Source organism: Neorhizobium sp. R1-B, assembly GCF_004368875.1.
Taxonomy (GTDB): Bacteria; Pseudomonadota; Alphaproteobacteria; order Rhizobiales; family Rhizobiaceae; genus Neorhizobium; species Neorhizobium huautlense.
In genome coordinates this window covers 61,651-80,485 of the sequence record NZ_SOEM01000010.1, presented here as the reverse complement: position 1 = coordinate 80,485, position 18,835 = coordinate 61,651, and the positions used below count along the sequence as shown (strand labels likewise).

General features: G+C 59.4%; 17 protein-coding genes. 6 read left to right on the top strand and 11 right to left on the bottom strand.

Annotation, left to right across the window (positions count from 1 at the left end; translation table 11 throughout):
* Window positions 1–30: 30 nt before the first annotated feature.
* From EDE05_RS15460 to htpX, 3 genes are all read right to left on the bottom strand, one after another.
* Window positions 31–1,713 (bottom strand): heparinase II/III family protein, encoded by a 1,683-nt coding sequence (locus EDE05_RS15460; RefSeq protein ID WP_105372184.1) that lies wholly within the window; start codon window positions 1,711–1,713, stop codon window positions 31–33.
* A gap of 98 nt (window positions 1,714–1,811) precedes the next feature.
* Window positions 1,812–3,158, bottom strand: coding sequence for a transcription antitermination factor NusB (locus EDE05_RS15455; protein WP_245505137.1), 1,347 nt, complete (start codon window positions 3,156–3,158; stop codon window positions 1,812–1,814).
* Between the two features lie 59 nt (window positions 3,159–3,217).
* Entirely contained in the window at window positions 3,218–4,183 is a 966-nt protein-coding gene (htpX, locus tag EDE05_RS15450; protein WP_105372270.1) for a zinc metalloprotease HtpX, read from the bottom strand.
* Between the two features lie 111 nt (window positions 4,184–4,294).
* Here htpX and EDE05_RS15445 point away from each other — a divergent pair, with 111 nt between their 5' ends.
* Together EDE05_RS15445 and EDE05_RS15440 are read left to right on the top strand one after the other, a co-directional pair.
* Window positions 4,295–4,513, top strand: a complete 219-nt coding sequence (locus EDE05_RS15445; protein ID WP_105372186.1) for a DUF1674 domain-containing protein — start codon at window positions 4,295–4,297, stop codon at window positions 4,511–4,513.
* A 49-nt stretch (window positions 4,514–4,562) separates the two neighbouring features.
* Window positions 4,563–5,009 (top strand): thermonuclease family protein, encoded by a 447-nt coding sequence (locus tag EDE05_RS15440; protein WP_112796010.1) that lies wholly within the window; start codon window positions 4,563–4,565, stop codon window positions 5,007–5,009.
* Window positions 5,010–5,088: 79 nt separating this feature from the next.
* On the opposite strand, the gene acs is transcribed toward EDE05_RS15440, so the two are convergent.
* Entirely contained in the window at window positions 5,089–7,041 is a 1,953-nt protein-coding gene (gene acs / locus EDE05_RS15435; protein ID WP_134101922.1) for an acetate--CoA ligase, read from the bottom strand.
* A 220-nt stretch (window positions 7,042–7,261) separates the two neighbouring features.
* Between acs and EDE05_RS15430 the strand changes: the two genes are divergently transcribed.
* Window positions 7,262–7,972, top strand: coding sequence for a DUF1013 domain-containing protein (locus tag EDE05_RS15430; RefSeq protein WP_105372189.1), 711 nt, complete (start codon window positions 7,262–7,264; stop codon window positions 7,970–7,972).
* Window positions 7,973–8,059: 87 nt separating this feature from the next.
* On the opposite strand, the gene minE is transcribed toward EDE05_RS15430, so the two are convergent.
* The 5 genes from minE to EDE05_RS15405 all read right to left on the bottom strand — a co-directional run bounded on the left by minE (window position 8,060) and on the right by EDE05_RS15405 (window position 12,739).
* Complete coding sequence (gene minE, locus EDE05_RS15425) at window positions 8,060–8,320, bottom strand: cell division topological specificity factor MinE (RefSeq protein ID WP_105372190.1); 261 nt, start codon at window positions 8,318–8,320, stop codon at window positions 8,060–8,062.
* Window positions 8,317–9,132, bottom strand: coding sequence for a septum site-determining protein MinD (gene minD / locus EDE05_RS15420; protein WP_105372191.1), 816 nt, complete (start codon window positions 9,130–9,132; stop codon window positions 8,317–8,319). The genes minE and minD overlap by 4 nt, the downstream gene beginning before the upstream one ends.
* Window positions 9,133–9,163: 31 nt before the next feature.
* Window positions 9,164–9,898 (bottom strand): septum site-determining protein MinC, encoded by a 735-nt coding sequence (gene minC / locus EDE05_RS15415; protein ID WP_105372192.1) that lies wholly within the window; start codon window positions 9,896–9,898, stop codon window positions 9,164–9,166.
* Between the two features lie 154 nt (window positions 9,899–10,052).
* Entirely contained in the window at window positions 10,053–11,975 is a 1,923-nt protein-coding gene (locus EDE05_RS15410) for a propionyl-CoA synthetase (protein WP_134101918.1), read from the bottom strand.
* 104 nt (window positions 11,976–12,079) lie between these two features.
* Window positions 12,080–12,739, bottom strand: coding sequence for a YggS family pyridoxal phosphate-dependent enzyme (locus EDE05_RS15405; RefSeq protein ID WP_105372194.1), 660 nt, complete (start codon window positions 12,737–12,739; stop codon window positions 12,080–12,082).
* A gap of 174 nt (window positions 12,740–12,913) precedes the next feature.
* Here EDE05_RS15405 and leuS point away from each other — a divergent pair, with 174 nt between their 5' ends.
* Genes leuS through holA form a run of 3 tightly spaced genes read left to right on the top strand, consistent with a single transcriptional unit; the run spans window position 12,914 to window position 17,113 of the window.
* Window positions 12,914–15,544 carry a leucine--tRNA ligase gene (gene leuS, locus EDE05_RS15400; RefSeq protein WP_132411072.1) on the top strand — a complete coding sequence of 877 codons (2,631 nt, stop codon included), beginning with the start codon at window positions 12,914–12,916 and terminating at the stop codon, window positions 15,542–15,544.
* Window positions 15,534–16,094, top strand: coding sequence for a hypothetical protein (locus EDE05_RS15395; RefSeq protein WP_105372195.1), 561 nt, complete (start codon window positions 15,534–15,536; stop codon window positions 16,092–16,094). The genes leuS and EDE05_RS15395 overlap by 11 nt, the downstream gene beginning before the upstream one ends.
* Complete coding sequence (gene holA / locus EDE05_RS15390) at window positions 16,082–17,113, top strand: DNA polymerase III subunit delta (RefSeq protein ID WP_132411070.1); 1,032 nt, start codon at window positions 16,082–16,084, stop codon at window positions 17,111–17,113. The genes EDE05_RS15395 and holA overlap by 13 nt, the downstream gene beginning before the upstream one ends.
* Before the next feature lie 6 nt (window positions 17,114–17,119).
* On the opposite strand, the gene EDE05_RS15385 is transcribed toward holA, so the two are convergent.
* Entirely contained in the window at window positions 17,120–18,004 is an 885-nt protein-coding gene (locus tag EDE05_RS15385) for a ParB/RepB/Spo0J family partition protein (RefSeq protein ID WP_105372197.1), read from the bottom strand.
* 28 nt (window positions 18,005–18,032) lie between these two features.
* On the bottom strand, window positions 18,033–18,824 hold the full coding sequence (locus EDE05_RS15380; RefSeq protein WP_105372198.1) for a ParA family protein: 792 nt from the start codon (window positions 18,822–18,824) through the stop codon (window positions 18,033–18,035).
* Window positions 18,825–18,835 lie beyond the last annotated feature (11 nt).

The following is an 18,835-nucleotide window of genomic DNA, read 5'->3' as shown; positions in this document are numbered from 1 at the left end:
GTTAGCATAGCTTCTGCCCTCAGGGGAAGCCTATTCGCCGCGCCTCAGCATCCAACGGATTTCCGATATGTGCGGCAGGGAGAACTCGATGACGAGCTGCTGGCTCGGCCTGGCACCGGAAACATCCGCAAAAAAGATATCCTCGTCGATCAAGACCTGCAGGCCGGGAGCTGCGAAAACCCACGTTTCGCCATCCGCCGCGCGCATGACGACGCTTTCTTCATCACGTCGCAGGAGCGTAATCGCCGGGTGGATATGAAACCGTGCCGCTGCGCTGAAGGGATCGTCGTCGGCTGCCTCTCCTTCGGGCAGGAACAAGCGATCATGCCCCTTGATCTTGTTCCCCTTGGCGTTGAGTCCGATCTCGCGCTCGTGCAGATAGCCGAATTCGCGGACATAGCCATCGTGGATAGCCCGCAGCCAGTCGTTGCCATGCGGGTCGTCCCAGCGTTCCACCTCCACCTCCGATACGCCGCCAAGTAAGATCGGCCCCGCCAGCCTGGATCGGGCAACGCGGCCGGAGGATGTTTCATTGAGCGTCACGGTCGAATGGGCGGCGGTCGAGCGGGCGATCTGCCGGTAGGTACGGCTGCCATGTTTCGGCGCGCCGCTGTTGACGATGAAGCGGTGCCGGCCGGAGGACATTTCGAACGAAAGGCAGCCGGCATGAGCTCCGCGTGAAAGCTCCGTCGAAAGCGCATGCCCCGTATCGACGATCAGCGTGGTGCCTTCTGCCGAAAGCCGATGGTAATTCATGTGCGGCAGGGCCTTGAACGGCTTGCCGGCGGTTTCGTCGTACCGCAATACGGACATCAGCTCGCTTGCAGGCGTGGCACTGGCCCCGTTGAACAGAGCAAGATCACCATCCTGGTGACGGAAGAAACGCAGGGCGGGATACATTCGGTCGATTGTCGGGATGAGCTTCTGCGGCAGGTCGTGGCCCAGGTTGATATAGGTCTGTCGAAGCGGCAGAAGGTCGATGAGCAGGTCGAGCACCGTCCGCGGATTGCGCGATACATGGCCTCCGTCCGGCAGGATCTGGCGTTCCAGCTCCCGGTCGAGCCGATTGCCTTCGCGGCGGATATAGGCAGCCCGCGTCGGCATCGAGATCGAGGCCATGGCGAGCGCGATGCGGAGCCTCAGCCGGGTATCGCCTTCGGGCGTACAGCCGGCTATCTTCCGTAGGTAGCGTACCTGATAAGCTAGGCTTTTCATGAAGCGCCGGTAAAAACCCGCCTCGGCACCCTGCAAGACAACCGTGGAGTGGGAGAGCCAGGCGATCACCCGCTCGGCCGCCACATTTGCCTCCCATGCCAACCCCTTCGGCCGCCGACCGTAGAGTGCTATCCAGTCGGCCACCACCTGACGAACATGGGCACAGCTGGCTTCGGTCTTGTTGGTGCGGATATGCCTCAGCCAGGCAAAGGAGTGCAGCCGCTCGGCAAAGGCGCGAGATGGAAGCTCGACGGAAAAGGGCGAGCGCCCGTAAGTTTCCAGAATACGGCCGGCTAACGGAAAGCGGCCTTCAAGGATCTCTTCCGCGACAAAAGGATCGAGCGACCTCAAGTCCGTGGGTGCAACGATCAACCGGTCGGGAACGTGGAGAGAAAAAGAGGTGGCAGCCAGACGCAATCCGGCGGACCGCCGGCAAAAGCGGCGCCAGATTTCCCGCAAGCCGTAGGAGAAGAGCCTCCGGCGATCTGCGAGCCGCATGGTCAATCTAGAACACTCCGCAGGATTCGATCTCCAGCCGGTCGGCCGGAATCACTTTAGCTCATTCGAAACAATGGGCTTGTATGGTGAACAAAGCCTTACTGGCGCTGAAGCACGCTTGCGAAGAATCCGTCCATTCCACCTGCGAATTCGTCGTCGCCTGGTAACATTGCCGGCGTCGTTCGGAATTCGCCAAGCGGAGAGATCGCCTCTTGCAAGCCGGGCCAATCCTGCGCTTCTGCAGGCCGACGCTTCAGATCAGGATGATCTGCCAGCACCCGTTGCACCAGTTCCTCACCTTCGGAAGGATCGAGCGAGCAGTTGGAAAAAACCACGATGCCCCCGGGCTTCACCAGCGTGATTGCATGACGCAGCATCTTTTCCTGCAACGCAGCAAGCTTTGCGATATCCCCCGGTCCTTTGACCCAGAGCACATCGGGGTGCCGACGCGTCGTGCCTGTCGAGGAACAGGGCGCGTCGAGCAGGACGCCGTCCAGCAGTTCTTCGGGCTTGTAGTCGAAAAGATCGCCGGCAATGAACTCTGCCTCAAGGCTCAGTCGCGCAAGATTTTCCTTCAATCGAGCCAATCGGTTGGCAGATTGCTCGACGGCCGTCACCTTAGCGCCGGCCGCGACCAATTGCGCGGTCTTGCCGCCCGGCGCTGCGCAAAGGTCCGCCACCCGCTTGCCCTTCAGATCCCCCAAAAGTTTCGCAGGAATGCTGGCTGCCGCATCCTGCACCCACCACACACCCTCCGCAAATCCTTCAAGCGCCGATACCGCTCCTTCGAACATCGGCATCCGGATACTGCCTGTCGGCAGAAGCTTGCCCCCGAGTTTTTCGGCCCAAACTTCTGGGTTGGACTTCACTGTCAGATCGATCGCCGGCGGCACGAGCTGGGCCTCCGCGATGCGAGCCGCCGCAATCTCGCCGTAAGCAGCGACAAGCCGTTGGCTGAACCAGCCCGGTACGGGCGAGATAGAGGCTGTTCGTACTAGAACCTCGTCCTTCTCGCGCACCAGCCTGCGCAGTACGGCATTGACGAGCTTTGCAAAACGGCGGTTACGTGGGTCTCGATTGGCCTGTTCAACGGCAAGATCCACAACCGCATGGGGCGGCACGTCGAGATGGAGAATTTGCGCCGCAGCGGTAACAAGCACGTGGTGGAGGGCGCGCGCGCCTTCCGGGAGCGGCGTCTCGATCAGCGATGCAATTGCCGCTTCGAGCCGCGGCAGGTGCCGCAGCGCCGTTGTGAGAATCGCGCGGGTCAATGCGCGGTCCGCATCGCTGAGTGCTTTGTAGGCCGGATTGCCATGGACCGGATCGAGCATGCCGTCGAGCGAGATCTTCCGATCCACGACCGCCGCCAGCAGTTTGGCCGCGGTCGCTCGCACTTCGAGCCCCGGTTTCAGCGCTTCGCCCTGTACGGGGCCTTGCGCGGGCAAGTCCGGTTTCCTGCGATACTGCTTGTGCGAAGGCGACTTCTTGTTTTTCTTGGGCTCACTCAAGACCAGGGACCTTTTCGCGGTTCATTGGAACCGCGGCCCCAGCCGGTCGTCGGCACGGAGCGCGCGGTGCGCTGGGGTCTACCAGCCCTGAAGCCGCCCGTCGAGCCGCCGCCGGGGAACTTGCCTGCCATCTGCTCCAGGGCCGCAATCCGGTTTTCGGTGTTTGGATGGGTCGAAAACAGGTTATCCATTCGCTCGCCCGACAGAGGATTGATGATGAACATATGCGCTGTAGCGGGATTGCGTTCGGCGTCATAATTGGGAATGGCATGTGCCGCGCCGGCTATCTTGGCGAGCGCCGAGGCAAGCCACAGCGGGTTACCGCAGATTTCGGCGCCACGTTGGTCGGCGGAATATTCACGGGTGCGGCTGATCGCCATCTGCACCAGCATGGCCGCGAGCGGCGCGACGATCATCGCCACCAGCACGCCGATAAAACCCAGCGGGTTGCTATTGTTCTCGCGGTTGCCGCCGAAGAAGAAGGCGAAATTGCCGAGCATGGAGATAGCACCCGCCAGCGTCGCGGTAATCGTCATCGTCAGCGTGTCGCGGTTCTGGATATGCGCCAGCTCATGGGCCATCACGCCCGCCACCTCCTCATGCGTCAGGCGCTGCAAGAGGCCCGTGGAGGCGGCAACGGCAGCATTCTGCGGGTTGCGCCCCGTGGCAAAGGCGTTCGGCTGGGGATTATCATAGATGTAGACCTTCGGCATGGGCAGGCCTGCATTGGCCGCCAGGTCCCGGATCATATTATAGAATTCCGGAGCCGTGCGTGCGTCCACCTCCTGGGCATGATAGGCGGACAATACCATCTTGTCCGAATTCCAGTAGGAAAAGAGATTCATGCCTGCCGCGATCACCAGGGCAATCATCATCCCGCCCCTGCCGCCGATCAGGAATCCGACGCCCATGAACAGGGCCGTCATGAAGGCCAGAAGCATGGCGGTGCGCATCACGTTCATCGTCATCTCTCCGTTGCCGATGCCGCTCAAGGGTTTTCCTGCGGCGACGAACGCCCTATGATGTGGTCAATTCGACCGCAGTTTTCAATAAACCATCCAGTGATCCGAAAGATGCAGAACGCAGAGAACGACAATCGCGACACCGCCACAAAGGAAGAAGCTCCACCGAGACCTCTGCCCCCAGCGGCCCAGCGCGCGCTGAAGGAAGCTGAGGAACGCCGGCAGGCGGAAGCGAAGACCGAGACGCCGGCAGAATATGGCGGCCGCGGTGGCGCCGATCCCGCCCGTTTCGGCGATTGGGAAATCAAGGGCCGGGCAATCGACTTTTAAGGTAAATATTCCTATTGACTTTGGCGCATGATCGGAATTTATTCCTTTCATGCTCAAGGAACTTCTAATTCTGGCTGGTTTCGTCACAACCCTCTTCACGCAAGCATCGGCGCGCGAGGAGATCTCAGGACCTGTCACCGCGAAAATTCTGCGGGTTATTGATGGCGACACCCTGCTGGTTGAAGCCCAGCCCTGGCCGCAGCAAAAGATGGAAGTCTATGTCCGGATACGCGGCATCGATGCGCCAGAATTGAAATCAAAATGCGATCACCTCCGCCGGGAAGGGCTTGATGCGCAGCAGGCCTTGGAAACCTTGGCCGCAGCCTCTTCCAGAATTCAACTCACGCGTATTTCAGGCGACAAATATTTCGGCCGCATCGTCGCCGACGTCATCTTGTCGGACGGGCGCAATGCCGCAAGCAACCTCCTGCTTGCCGGCCTCGTGCAAGACTATGACGGAGGCAGGAAGCCACACCGGATCTGTAATACCGATTGAAAGACTTTCGTCGTTTGAACTGCCCCCGAAAGTTGGACGACAACTTTCGGGGATCGGTTCTGGGGAGGCGGCCCTTTTGTCAGCCTGCCTTGTTCTGGCGGTTCGTGATAAGGTCATCGACAACGCCGGGATCGGCAAGTGTCGAAGTATCCCCGAGCGCCCCGAAATCATCCTCGGCAATCTTGCGCAGGATGCGGCGCATGATCTTGCCGGAGCGCGTCTTCGGTAGACCTGGCGCGAACTGGATCTTGTCCGGCGCCGCGATCGGGCCGATCTCCTGACGGACGTGCTTGACCAGTTCCTGCCGGAGCGCATCGTTGCCTTCATTGCCCGCCATCAGGGTGACATAGCAATAAATACCCTGCCCCTTGATATTGTGCGGGTAGCCGACAACAGCAGCTTCAGACACCAGATGATGTGAAACGAGGGCTGATTCGACCTCGGCAGTGCCAAGCCGGTGACCGGACACGTTCAAGACATCATCGACGCGACCGGTGATCCAGTAATAGCCGTCTTCGTCGCGGCGGCAGCCGTCACCGGTGAAGTACTTGCCCTTGTAAGTGGAGAAATAGGTCTGGATGAAGCGCTCGTGGTCGCCATAGACCGTGCGCATCATGCCCGGCCAGCTGTCGCTGATGCACAGGTTGCCGTCAGCCGCCCCTTCCAGCACCTTGCCCTCGCTGTCGACCAGTTCGGGTTTCACGCCGAAGAACGGCCTGGTGGCCGAACCCGGCTTCAGATCCGTCGCGCCCGGCAGTGGCGTGATCATATGCCCGCCGGTCTCCGTCTGCCACCAGGTATCGATCACCGGGCAGCGCTTGTCGCCGACGACATTGTAATACCATTCCCAGGCCTCCGGGTTGATCGGCTCGCCGACCGTGCCGAGCAGGCGCAGGCTGTCCCGCGATGACCGCTTCACGAACTCATCTCCGGCTCCCATCAGCGAGCGGATCGCCGTTGGCGCGGTATAGAAGATGTTGACCTTGTGCTTGTCGATGATTTCCCAGAAGCGGCCCTGATCCGGAAAATTCGGCACGCCTTCGAACATCAGCGATGTGGCGCAATTGGCGAGCGGTCCGTAGACGATATAGGAATGCCCCGTCACCCAGCCCACATCGGCAGTACACCAGTAGATGTCGCCGTCGTGATAGTCGAAGACATATTCATGGGTCATCGCCGCATAGACGAGATAGCCGCCGGTGGTGTGCAGCACGCCCTTGGGTTTGCCGGTGGAGCCCGACGTGTAGAGGATGAAGAGCGGGTCTTCCGCCTTCATCTTTACCGGCTCGCAATGCGGCTTCACACTGGCGATTTCCTGGTGATACCAGAGGTCGCGGCCGGGCGCCCAGTTCGTCTTGCCGCCGGTGCGGCGTACGACGAGCACCTTGTCGACCGTCACATATTGCCGGGCAGCGATATGGATGGCGGTATCGGTATTTTCCTTGAGCGGCACCGGCTTGCCGCCGCGCACGCCCTCGTCGCAGGTGATCACGAAAGTAGACTCGCAATCGACGATGCGGCCGGCCAGCGCTTCAGGCGAAAAGCCGCCAAAGACCACCGAATGGACCGCCCCGATGCGGGCGCAGGCGAGCATCGCATAGGCCGCTTCCGGGATCATCGGCATATAGATGGTAACGCGGTCGCCCTTCTTGACGTCGTGCTTTTTCAGGACGTTGGCCAGCCGGCAGACCTGATCGTAAAGCTGATTATAGGTGATCTTCTTGTCGATATAAGGGTTGTCGCCCTCCCAGATGAGCGCAGTGCGCTCCCCATGCGTCTTCAGATGCCGGTCGATGCAGTTGTAGGAGACGTTGGTCAGGCCGTCTTCGAACCACTTGATCGAGACCTTGCCTTTGAAGGAGGTGTTCTTGACCTTTGTGTAAGGCTTGAACCAGTCGATGCGCCTTCCGTGTTTGCCCCAGAACTTGTCCGGGTTCTCGATGCTTTCCTCATACCACTTCTCGTACTTTTCCTTATCGATCAAAGCTCTCGCTTTGGTGGCCTTGAGCACCGGATAAACTTTTTCGGACATGAATACCTCCCCATCGAACGACGCCGCAGCCAATGGTCGACTAGGCAATCTGTTTTGCATTCATAACAGGTGAAGCCGGCCCGGCAATTAGACAAACGGCCATGTCATTTGAAGATTTGCAATTCCGTCGCATTTCAGCTATAGGGCGGTAAATTCCCGGAAATTGTGGTTGATACCCACGGCCCGCGACACCGGCGCGGACGACAGAGGAACTATACCCATGGCCCAACAATTGCTTATGCCGAAGGCGACCGCTGTCTGGCTCGTCGACAACACCGCCCTTTCGTTCGACCAGATTGCCAATTTCTGCAAGCTTCATCCTTTGGAAGTGAAGGCGATTGCCGACGGCGAAGCGGCGCAGGGCATCAAGGGCCTCGATCCGATCGCCACCGGCCAGCTTTCCCGCGACGAGATCGGCCGGGGTGAGGCAGACGTCAACTACAAGCTCAAGCTCCTCGAGCCCAAGGTACGCGTGCCGGAATCGAAGCGCCGCGGCCCGCGTTATACGCCGGTTTCGAAGCGCCAGGACCGCCCAAATGCCATCCTCTGGCTGGTCCGCAATCATCCGGAACTCAAGGACGCCCAGATTTCCCGCCTTGTCGGCACCACGAAATCGACGATCGAGCAGATTCGCGAACGCACTCACTGGAATTCCGCCAACCTGACGCCCATGGATCCGGTCACGCTTGGCCTTTGCAGCCAGATCGATCTCGACCTGGAAGTCGAACGCGCCTCCAAGGGCCGTCCGCTGCCGACGGCTGCCGAGCTCGGCGCCTCACTGCAGCCGGCTTCCGAGACCGAAAACCTGGGCTTCAGCTATCGCCCGGAACGCGAGGAAGAAAAGGAAATCGATGCGGATGCCGTCTTCGCGAAATTGAGCTCGCTGAAGTCCAATCGCCGCGACGAGGAAGACGAGGACGATCGCTTCTAAGCAGATCCGCCTGCCATTCCATTGAACGCAAAAACCCGCCGATCCGGCGGGTTTTTTTTGGTCCAAAGGACGCGGTCGGCCGCTGTTTCAGGCCGCCTGCAATGCCGCGTCGAGCGGAATTTCCACGTCGATCTCAAGGATCGAAACGTTCTCGTCACGGTCCATCTTTACGTGCACCTTGTCACTGTCGAGCTGTACGTGCTTGGCTATGACGGCCAGGATTTCCTCACGGAGCACGGAAACGAGATCGGAACTGCTGGAAGCGCGCTCATGCGCCAGGAGCACCTGCAGGCGCTCGCGCGCCATTGGCGCAGACCTTTGTTTGCGGAAAAGGCTGAAAATGCTCATGCGGCCTTCCTTCCGAAGATTTTGCCGAAGATACCCCGCTTTTCACCGGGAATCGTGATCGGCAGCACCTCGCCGGCAAGCCGGCGGGCGGCGTCGAAATAGGCCATTGCCGGAGCGCTGCGGGCGTCCGCCAAAGTGACCGGTGCACCGATGTTGGAAGCGCGCAGCACATCCATGCTTTCCGGAATGATGCCGATGAGCGGAATCGAGAGGATCTCCAGAACATCGTCGACCTTCAGCATGTCGCCCCGCTCGGCTCGGTTCGAATCGTAGCGGGTCAGCAGCAAGTGCTTTTCGATGCGTTCGCCCCGTTCGGCCTTGGCGGTCTTGGCGTCGAGAAGCCCGATGATCCGGTCCGAATCGCGCACCGAGGAGACTTCCGGGTTGGTCACGACCACCGCGATATCGGCGTGGCGCATGGCAAGCGTCGCACCGCGCTCGATACCGGCCGGGCTGTCGCATATCACCCAGTCAAAAACTCGCTTCAGCTCCGTGATGACCGTCTCGACCCCTTCAGGAGTAAGAGCGTCCTTGTCGCGTGTTTGCGAAGCAGGCAGCAGGAAGAGTGTTTCCAGCCGCTTGTCGCGAATCAGCGCTTGGCTGAGTTTTGCTTCGCCCTGGATGACGTTGACCAGATCGTAAACGACCCTGCGCTCTGCGCCCATGACCAGATCGAGATTGCGCAAACCAACGTCGAAGTCGACGATCACGACCCTGTCGCCCTTGTGCGCCAAAGCCGCTCCCAACGCGGCGGAGGAGGTCGTCTTGCCGACCCCGCCCTTGCCTGACGTGACTACTATGACTTTCCCCATGTTTCTCTCCTGTTTCCCAGCCGTCTCCGGCTCAGATAAGTGTCTCTGCCATGATTGTATCGCCCTCGAGCCAGAGCTGGACGGGTTTTCCACGCAAGCTCGGAGCCATGTCTTCAGCCATCTTGTAGATGCCGTCGATCGCCAGCAGTTCCGCCTCCATCTTGCGGCAGAAGATGCGCGCCGAGGCGTTGCCGACCGAACCCGCCATCGCCCGGCCGCGCAGCGTCCCGTAGATGTGGACGGACCCGCCGGCGATGACCTCGGCGCCCGAAGCTACCGAACCGATGACGGTCACATCGCCCTCCGGAAAGATCACCGATTGGCCTGAGCGCACCGGTTCCCGGATGATGATGGACTGCAATGGCTGCCGGCTTTCGACGACTGCGGATTTGCTGTCGGCCGGGTTGTTCTGCAGCTCGATGACCGGTTCTTTGGCCACGGCTTCGTCGGAAACAGGCCTCCCGCCCTTCAGAGCGGGCGGCATGCCCTGGCCAAGGATCGAGGGACGCGCGCCTTCGATGCCCATGATGCTGACATTGCGCTGGCTGAACTCGGCGAGCAGCTCCTTCAATTGAGCCCGGTCGATCGGCAGATCCGTAACATCCAGAACGACGGGACGTCCTAGGAAAAAACCGGCCGAACGCGCCGCCAGATCGTCCAACCTTGCGAGCCAGTCGTCGAACGGAAGATCGGGAGAAAGGACGACCGCCAGAAAAGAGCGGCCCTTGATGCGGATCGATCGAGCGTCTGTTAGCACTTTGGTCATCTACGTAAATAAATCGTTGACCGTGTGTACTGCCGGTATGGTTAACAAGTAGTTAACGCCAAGCTCCGTTGGGCCAGTTTATTAAGCGGTTGGGTAATAGAAAACCTCCGGCCGACGCCGGAGGTTTCAAGGGCTCGGCAGGTTTTCCTAAGATTCACGCTGCTGCGCTGCGCGCATATCCATTCGCCTTCAGGATGGATGTGATTTCATCGAGAATGGCGGGATCGTCGATCGTGGCAGGCATTTTCCATGGCATTCCATCGGCAATCTTCTGCATGGTGCCGCGCAGGATCTTGCCTGAACGGGTTTTCGGCAGGCGATCGACGACCATCACCGTCTTGAAAGCCGCAACCGGGCCGATTTCGTTTCGGATGAGCCCCACGACTTCCTTCTTGATCAGGGCATGATCACGCGCGACATTGTGCTTCAGGACAACGAAACCGCAGGGAACTTGGCCTTTCAGCGCATCCGACACGCCGATGACCGCGCATTCGGCGACGTCTGGATGCATGGCGCACACCTCCTCCATCGCTCCCGTGGAAAGCCGGTGCCCCGCGCAGTTGATGACGTCGTCGGTGCGGGCTATGACGAACACATAGCCCTCATCGTCCACAAGCCCTGCATCGGCGGTCTTGTAATAGCCGGGAAATTCGGCAAGGCAGGCGTCACGGAACCGTTCGTCGGCCTGCCAGAAGCTGACGAGACAACCGGGGGGCAGGGGCAATTTCACGACGATATTGCCGAGCGTCCCCGACGGTACCGGGTGACCGGCATCGTCAAGCACATCGATCGCATAACCCGGCATCGGCCGCGTAGGCGAACCGTGCTTGGTCGGCATCAGGCCGAGCCCCATCGTATTCGCCGCCATCGGCCAGCCAGTTTCCGTCTGCCACCAGTGGTCTATGACCGGGATCCGAAGCTTCTGCTCTGCCCACTTCAGGGTTTCCGTATCGGCGCGCTCTCCCGCCAGAAACAATGCCGTCAGACTGGACGTATCGAATCTGGCGATAAAATCACCCTCCGGGTCTTCTCGGCGGATGGCTCTGAAAGCGGTCGGCGCTGTGAACAGAACCTTGACGCGGTGGTCGTTGATCACCCGCCAGAAGGTACCTGCGTCAGGTGTGCCGACCGGCTTTCCCTCAAAGATCACGCTGGTATTGCCGGCCAGAAGTGGCCCGTAGACGATGTAGGAATGGCCGACCACCCAGCCTATGTCGGAGGCTGTCCAGAAGACGTCTTCCGGTTTCAGGCCGTAGATATTCTCCATGCTCCAGCGGAGCGCCACCATGTGTCCGCCGTTGTCGCGGACAACGCCTTTCGGCTGTCCCGTCGTGCCGGACGTGTAAAGGATGTAGAGCGGATCGGTGGCCTTTACCGCGACGCACGGCACCTCGGTACCGCTGACCTTTTCCATTTCGACCGCATCGGCGAAATCGCGATCTCCATGCTCGTAGCGGAGCGGCGCGTGTAGCTGATCGCGCTGAAGGATCAGGCAATAATCCGGCTTGGTCTTGGCCATGTCGATCGCTTGATCGAGAAGCGGCTTATAGGCCACCACGCGCCCGGGCTCCAGACCGCAGCTTGCGCTGATGATCACCTTTGCCTTGGAGTCTTCGAGCCTCGCGGCCAGTTCCTGTGCAGCGAAGCCGCCGAAAACGACGGAATGGACCGCGCCGAGGCGGGCGCAGGCAAGCATGGAGAACACCGCTTCCGGCACCATCGGCATATAGATGATAACGCGGTCACCTTTGGCTACGCCATGTTTTCTGAGGACTGCGGCGATCGCCTGTACCTCGACAAGCACGTCGTCGTAGGTGAAGCTTTTCTGCGTGCCGGTCATCACGCTGTCATAAATGAAGGCCCGTTGTCCGCCCCGTCCGGCCTCGACATGCCGGTCGAGGCAATTGTAGCACGTATTGGTCTCCCCGTCGGGAAACCAGCGGCCATAAACGCCTTGGTCCCTGTCGAAGATCCTGGCCGGTTGCTTGAACCAGTGAATCTCCTTTGCGGCGGCCCTCCAGAATTCTTCCGGATTTTGCTGCCAGCCCTTATAGGCGTCGAAATAGCGGCTTTGCATCTGCACCTCCCGTCACATGAGCACAGCCCGATGGCCGCCACTCTAGGATGGCGACGGATTACGGGAAACCCCGACGAAAGCGTGAGAGACTTGACAAAAGTCTATTATCGGGCACCGAAGATCGCCGAGCCTACCCTTACGCTGGTCGCGCCGAACTCGATCGCTGTCTCGAAGTCCCCCGACATGCCCATGGACAGCTTCTCCACTGCGCAATCTTGGGCGAGCCTGGCAAGCAGCGCAAAATGCGGACCGGGATTTTCCTCCGCCGGCGGAATGCACATCAAGCCTTCGACTGAAAGACCAAGTTCGTCGCGGCAGAAATCCACGAATTCGGCGGTCTTCTTCGGCTCGATTCCCGCCTTTTGCGGCTCCAGCCCGGTATTGACCTGCACGTAGAGCTTCGGCGATCTTCCCTGCCGTTTCATCTCGCCGGCCAGCGCCCGGGCGATCTTTTCCCGGTCGACGGTTTCGATGACGTCGAACAGGGCGACCGCGTCTTCCGCTTTGTTGGATTGCAGCGGCCCGATCAGATGCAGTTCGATGCCAAGCGTCTCCCCCTTCAGCTCGGGCCATTTGCCCTGGCTTTCCTGCACCCGGTTTTCGCCGAACACGCGCTGGCCGGCAGCAATCACCGGCCGGATGTGATCTGCGTCGAAAGTCTTCGATACCGCGACGAGCGCCACCGATCCGCCCGGACGCTTCGCCTGACGCTCCGCCTTGCCTATCCGTTCCTGAACTTCGTGAAGTCTCTGCTCGACGCTCATGATCACCTTTCCATTTCTTGCGATGTCAGCGAGTAGCCCTCATATAAGCCTCTGCCAAGGCCTTTCCGCCTGAAACTTTGCCCCTTCCCGACCCCGTAAAACTTGACGCTTGCGGGGTTTCATGGTGAAGGTCTCGCCCGACTCTTTATCCTGATTTCCCGGAATATCATCGAAATGGCGACTGAACGTTATAATCCGCGCGATGCCGAGCCTCGCTGGCAGCAGAAGTGGAACGAAGCCAAGGTCTTCGAGACCGACAACAGCGATCCGCGCGAGAAATATTACGTCCTGGAGATGTTCCCTTACCCGTCGGGCCGCATTCACATGGGCCATGTGCGGAACTACGCGATGGGAGATGTGGTTGCGCGTTACAAGCGCGCTCGCGGGTTCAACGTCTTGCATCCGATGGGTTGGGACGCCTTTGGAATGCCAGCCGAAAACGCCGCTCGGGACAACAAGGTTCATCCGAAGGCCTGGACCTACCAGAACATTGAAGCGATGAAGAAGCAACTGAAGGCCATGGGCCTTTCGCTGGACTGGTCGCGCGAATTCGCCACCTGCGATGTCGATTATTACCATCGCCAGCAGCACCTCTTCCTGGACATGATGGAAAAGGGCTTGGTCTATCGCAAGCAATCGAAGGTTAACTGGGATCCGGTCGATCAGACCGTGCTGGCCAACGAACAGGTTATCGATGGCCGCGGCTGGCGCTCCGGCGCCCTGGTCGAACAGCGAGAGCTGGTGCAGTGGTTCTTCAAGATCACCGAATTCAGCCAGGACCTGCTCGATTCGCTGGATGACCTGGATCAATGGCCGGAAAAAGTCCGGCTGATGCAGAAGAACTGGATCGGCCGGTCCGAAGGTTTGGCCTTGCGTTGGGAGATCGTCCCTGGCACCGCCCCTGCCGGTGAGAACGAAGTGGTGGTCTATACCACCCGCCCGGACACCTTGTTCGGTGCTTCTTTCCTGGCGATCGCAGCCGACCATCCGATCGCAAAGGCCGTTGCCGCACAGGATCCGGCTATCGAAGCTTTTGCAGAAGAGTGCCGACGTCACGGGACCTCGTTGGCTGCGCTGGAGACGGCCGAAAAGAAGGGCATGGATACCGGTATCCGGGTCAGGCATCCGCTCGATCCCTCTTGGGAACTGCCGGTCTATGTCGCCAACTTCGTGCTGATGGACTACGGCACGGGTGCTATCTTCGGATGCCCTTCCGGCGACCAGCGCGACCTGGATTTTGCCCGCAAATACGATCTGCCCGTGGTTCCGGTCGTTATGCCCAAGGGCGGCGATGCCGCGACCTTCGAGATCGGCAATACGGCCTACGTCGATGACGGCGTAATGATCAATTCCCGCTTCCTGGACGGTAAAACGACAGAGGAAGCTTTCGAGATCGTTGCCGATAAGTTGTCCGACACGCTGCTCGGCAATATGCCGCAGGGCGAACGCAAGGTAAATTTCCGCCTGCGTGACTGGGGCATTTCCCGGCAGCGGTACTGGGGCTGCCCTATCCCTGTCATTCATTGCGATGACTGCGGCGTCGTGCCGGTGCCGAAAGCGGATCTGCCGGTGAGATTGCCGGACGATGTGACCTTCGACCAGCCGGGCAATCCGCTGGACCGTCATCCGACCTGGCGACATGTTGCCTGCCCGAACTGCGGCAAGAATGCGCGTCGCGAGACGGATACGATGGATACGTTCGTCGATTCGAGCTGGTATTTCGCCCGTTTCACCGCGCCTTGGGAAAACGAGCCGACAGATCCAGCCGCCGCCAACCGCTGGCTGCCCGTCGATCAATATATCGGCGGTATTGAACATGCGATCCTGCATCTGCTCTATTCGCGCTTCTTCACCCGCGCCATGCGGGAGACGGGCCATGTCGACCTGAAGGAACCCTTCAAAGGCCTGTTCACCCAGGGCATGGTTGTTCATGAGACTTACCGTCGGGGTTCCGGGCAGAATGGCGAATGGGTAGCGCCTGCCGATATCCGCATTGAGGAAGTCGACGGCAAAAGACGCGCTACCCTTCTGGCGACCGGCGAGGAAATCACCATCGGTTCGATAGAGAAGATGTCGAAGTCCAAGAAAAACGTCGTGGATCCGGACGATATTATCGAGTCCTACGGCGCGGACACGGCTCGCTTCTTTGTGCTCTCGGACTCGCCGCCTGAGCGCGACGTCATTTGGTCGGAGGCCGGCGTAGAGGGTGCTCACCGCTTTACACAGCGGCTCTGGCGGTTGATCTCCGAAGCATCCGGAAACCTCTCCACCATCGAGCCGAAGCCGGCTAAGGGGGGCGAGGCGCTTGCGATCTCGCAGCTGGCCCATAAAACATTGAAGGCCGTCCAGGGAGACTACGACAAGCTTTCCTTCAACAAGGCGGTTGCGCGCATTTACGAGCTTGTCAACGCCTTGGCTGCACCGCTCGGCAGGGTCGCGGCGGGCGAAGGCGATTTGGCATTTCGAGCTGCGGTGCGCGACGCCGCGGAGATACTGGTGCAGATCGTGGCTCCAATGACACCGCATCTCGCAGAAGAATGCTGGGCTGCGCTTGGCAACGGCGGATTGCTGACCAAGACCGCCTGGCCGCAGTACGATGAAGCCCTAGTCGTCGAAAATGACATCACTTTGCCCATCCAGATCAATGGCAAGAAACGAGCCGAATTGACAATCGCCCGCGACGCGGATCAAAGTGCCGTCGAAGCTGCGGTTTTGGCGCTGGAAGCGGTGAGGGCGGCTCTTGATGGCCGGGCGCCAAAGAAAATCATCGTCGTCCCACAGAGGATCGTGAACATTGTCGTCTGACCGCTCCTTCCGTCGCATCGGCCTTATCTCCAGCCTTGTCCTGCTTGCCGTCGTGGCAGGCTGCCAGGTCCGTCCCCTCTACTCGGAGTCGGCGGGCACGGGCGAACGGCTTGCTGCGGTCGGTTTCTCCCACCCCCAGAGCCGCATTGACCAAGTCATCCGCAACCACTTGATCTTCCTGACATCTGGCGGTGCCGGTGAGTCTGTGCGCCCGGCCTATGACGTGAAGCTGTCGGCCACCAGCACGGCGTCGAGCATTATCGACGACGAGGACGACGACAACGTCTCCACGACGGGCGTACCTGTGCCCGGCCGTGTGCAGGTCGGGGCGACCTACACGATCACACGCTTGAGCGACGGGCAGGTGCTGAGGTCCAGCAAGCGCGAGGTGGTGTCTCTAATCGATGTTTCGGGGCAGGGCTTTGCCAAGCTTCGGGCCATTCGCGATGCTGAAAACCGCGCGGCACGCGAGCTTGCCGAGTTCATTCGCGCCGAGATCGCGATCGTAATAGCCCGCGAACCTCAGCCGCAGACGGTATGGCAGAAATAAAGTCCCACGAGTTCGACCGTTTTGCAGAAAAGGGTGTCGAACTCTACAAGATATTCGTCATTTACGGGCCTGATCGCGGTCTGGTCTCGGAACGCGCCGCGATAATCGCTGCCCGGACGGGAGTTCCGAAAGATGACCCATTCGCCACGCTGAAGCTGGATGTTTCAGATCTTCAGGGAGATCCAGGCAGGCTTCTGGATGAAGTGAACTCGCTCGGCCTCTTCGGCGGATCGAAACTTGTCTGGCTCCGCGGTGCCGCGAATGAAAAGCCGCTTCTCGATGCGGTTCAGATTCTCGCCGCAGGTTCGCCTCCTGCCAATATATTGATTATCGAGGCAGGGGATCTGAAAAAAGGGAGCGGTCTGCGAAAGACTGCCGAGCCCGCGAAATCCGTTGCCGTAATTCCCTGTTATGCGGATGACATAAGAGCCTTGAACAGCCTCATCGACAGCGAACTCGGAGGCGAAAACCTCAAAATCAGCACCGCGGCGCGGCAGAAGCTCCTGGACCTTCTGGGAGGAGACCGGGTTGCCTCTCGCAATGAGGTTCGAAAACTTGCCCTTTATTGCCGCGGCAAGGGTATGGTGGAGGAGGAACACATCCACGACATCATCGGCGATGCAAGCGGCGTTTCAGCCGACGAAGCAGTGGATGCGATCCTGAGTGGCGATCTGCCCAGCCTCCATCGCGCCATACAGAAAGTCCTCTCTTCCAAGACTCCGATTTTCCTCGTCCTGCAATCCTGCCTCAAGCAGTTCCAGCTGCTGGATCTGATGAAAGCTGAAATGGAAGAGAAAAAACTTCCCGTCGCACAGGTGATGATGACGCTCGGCCGACACATTCACTTCAAGCGCAAGCCGATGATGGAAAAAGCGCTCCGGACATGGAGCGCGCCGGCGTTGTCTCGCGAAACCGAACGTCTGCAATCTGCTATATTGATGTCGCGTCAGAAACAAAACCTTGAGCCGAGTATTGCTTTCCAAACCCTGATGGCGATCACTATTCAGTCAAGCCGTTGATTTTGTTCATTGTCTTCGTTCCAGCAAGCGGCAGATCTCCTCGAGCTGATCGAGGCTCCGATAATTGATCCGCACATGGCCGCCGCCGCTCTTGTGGTTGATCTTGACCTCCAGCCCGAGAGAGTCCGTCAGCGTGCGCTCGAGCGCCAGCGTATCGGAATCCTTTTGTTCCGTCTTCGAAACGGATGCTCCCTCGCTCTGGGCCTTGATGTCGTTCTGCGCAAGTCGTTCTGCATCGCGAACCGACATACCTTTTGACACGATCGTACGAGCAAGTGCCGCAGGATCCGAAGTGGTAATCAACGCTCGCGCATGCCCGGCGGAGAGGCTCCCGGAGGCAAGCATATCCCGAACAGGTTCCGGCAATTTCAACAGGCGCAGACTGTTTGCCACATGGCTTCGGCTCTTGCCGATAATCTCGCCAAGATCGTTTTGGGTATAGCCATGCTCTGCGATCAGCTGTTCGTAGCCCAGCGCTTCTTCCAACGGATTAAGGTCGGAGCGCTGGACGTTCTCGACAATGGCGATTTCCAACGCGGTACGATCGTCCACATCGCGAACGATAACGGGAATTTCAATCAAACCCGCAAGTTGCGCCGCCCGCCAACGCCGCTCCCCGGCGATGATTTCAAAACGATCCGAGCCCTGCGGGCGGACAACCACCGGCTGAACGATCCCGTGTTGTCGGATCGAACTCGCCAAATCCTGCAGCTCGCTTTCGTCGAAACTTCTTCGCGGATTACGCGGATTGCGAGCGACATATTCAATCGGCACCATGCGATCTGGATTGACGCCGCGCGTGCCTCCGTCGACCGGAACCGGTTGGTCCATCTCACCGATCAGAGCTGCGAGACCACGGCCCAGGCGCCGCTTCGAAACATCGTCATTCATTCGCTTCTACTCACTCCAGTCGATGCATTCACGCCGCTTTGCGCCGACGCTCTCTTTGGATCACCTCGGATGCCAGCTGCAGATAGGCCTGGCTGCCAGCACATTTCAGGTCGTAAAGAATAGCCGGTTTTCCATAAGAGGGGGCTTCCGACACTCGAACATTGCGAGGGATAAGGGTATGGTAGACCTTATCTCCCAAATAGGTCCTGACGTCACTGACGACCTGCTGGGCCAGATTGTTACGAGCGTCGAACATTGTTAGCACGATGCCCTGGATATCAAGAGCCGGATTGATGGTGCGGCGAACCTGATCAACGGTTTCCAAAAGTTGACTCAGCCCCTCAAGGGCGAAGAATTCGCATTGGAGCGGTACAAGAACTGAATGAGCAGCAGCCATCGCGTTCATCGTTAATAGATTGAACGATGGAGGGCAATCCAGAAGAATATAAGAATAGAACTGGGCTTCGTCGGTGTTTAGCGCTCGCCGCAACTTGAAGGCACGGTCGGAAGATTGCGAGATCTCCATCTCGAACCCCAACAGGTCCATGGTCGACGGAACAATCCAGAGGTTGGGCACCGCGGTCTCCAAGGCCGTTTCAGCAACCGAGTTATAGCCCATCAGTAAATCATAAGAGGATATCTTCCGTTCGCGGCGTTCGATCCCCAGACCGGTACTGGCGTTCCCCTGCGGATCCAGATCCACGATCAGGACACGCTCGCCGATTGCAGCAAGGGCCGTCGCTAGATTGATCGCCGTCGTCGTTTTTCCGACACCACCCTTCTGGTTGGCGATGGTGATAATCCGGTTTTTTTCGAACATACCGCACCTGA

Bases quoted from the DNA above. Each gene is read 5' to 3' on its own strand.
- holA (WP_132411070.1), top strand. From the start codon at position 16,082: ATGGCAGAAATAAAGTCCCACGAGTTCGACCGTTTTGCAGAAAAGGGT.
- acs (WP_134101922.1), bottom strand. From the start codon at position 7,041: ATGTCCGAAAAAGTTTATCCGGTGCTCAAGGCCACCAAAGCGAGAGCT.
- htpX (WP_105372270.1), bottom strand. From the start codon at position 4,183: ATGAACGTGATGCGCACCGCCATGCTTCTGGCCTTCATGACGGCCCTG.
- minE (WP_105372190.1), bottom strand. From the start codon at position 8,320: ATGAGCATTTTCAGCCTTTTCCGCAAACAAAGGTCTGCGCCAATGGCG.
- EDE05_RS15380 (WP_105372198.1), bottom strand. From the start codon at position 18,824: ATGTTCGAAAAAAACCGGATTATCACCATCGCCAACCAGAAGGGTGGT.
- EDE05_RS15405 (WP_105372194.1), bottom strand. From the start codon at position 12,739: ATGAGCGTCGAGCAGAGACTTCACGAAGTTCAGGAACGGATAGGCAAG.
- EDE05_RS15385 (WP_105372197.1), bottom strand. From the start codon at position 18,004: ATGAATGACGATGTTTCGAAGCGGCGCCTGGGCCGTGGTCTCGCAGCT.
- EDE05_RS15445 (WP_105372186.1), top strand. From the start codon at position 4,295: ATGCAGAACGCAGAGAACGACAATCGCGACACCGCCACAAAGGAAGAA.
- minD (WP_105372191.1), bottom strand. From the start codon at position 9,132: ATGGGGAAAGTCATAGTAGTCACGTCAGGCAAGGGCGGGGTCGGCAAG.
- EDE05_RS15440 (WP_112796010.1), top strand. From the start codon at position 4,563: ATGCTCAAGGAACTTCTAATTCTGGCTGGTTTCGTCACAACCCTCTTC.
- EDE05_RS15430 (WP_105372189.1), top strand. From the start codon at position 7,262: ATGGCCCAACAATTGCTTATGCCGAAGGCGACCGCTGTCTGGCTCGTC.
- minC (WP_105372192.1), bottom strand. From the start codon at position 9,898: ATGACCAAAGTGCTAACAGACGCTCGATCGATCCGCATCAAGGGCCGC.
- leuS (WP_132411072.1), top strand. From the start codon at position 12,914: ATGGCGACTGAACGTTATAATCCGCGCGATGCCGAGCCTCGCTGGCAG.
- EDE05_RS15460 (WP_105372184.1), bottom strand. From the start codon at position 1,713: ATGCGGCTCGCAGATCGCCGGAGGCTCTTCTCCTACGGCTTGCGGGAA.
- EDE05_RS15410 (WP_134101918.1), bottom strand. From the start codon at position 11,975: ATGCAAAGCCGCTATTTCGACGCCTATAAGGGCTGGCAGCAAAATCCG.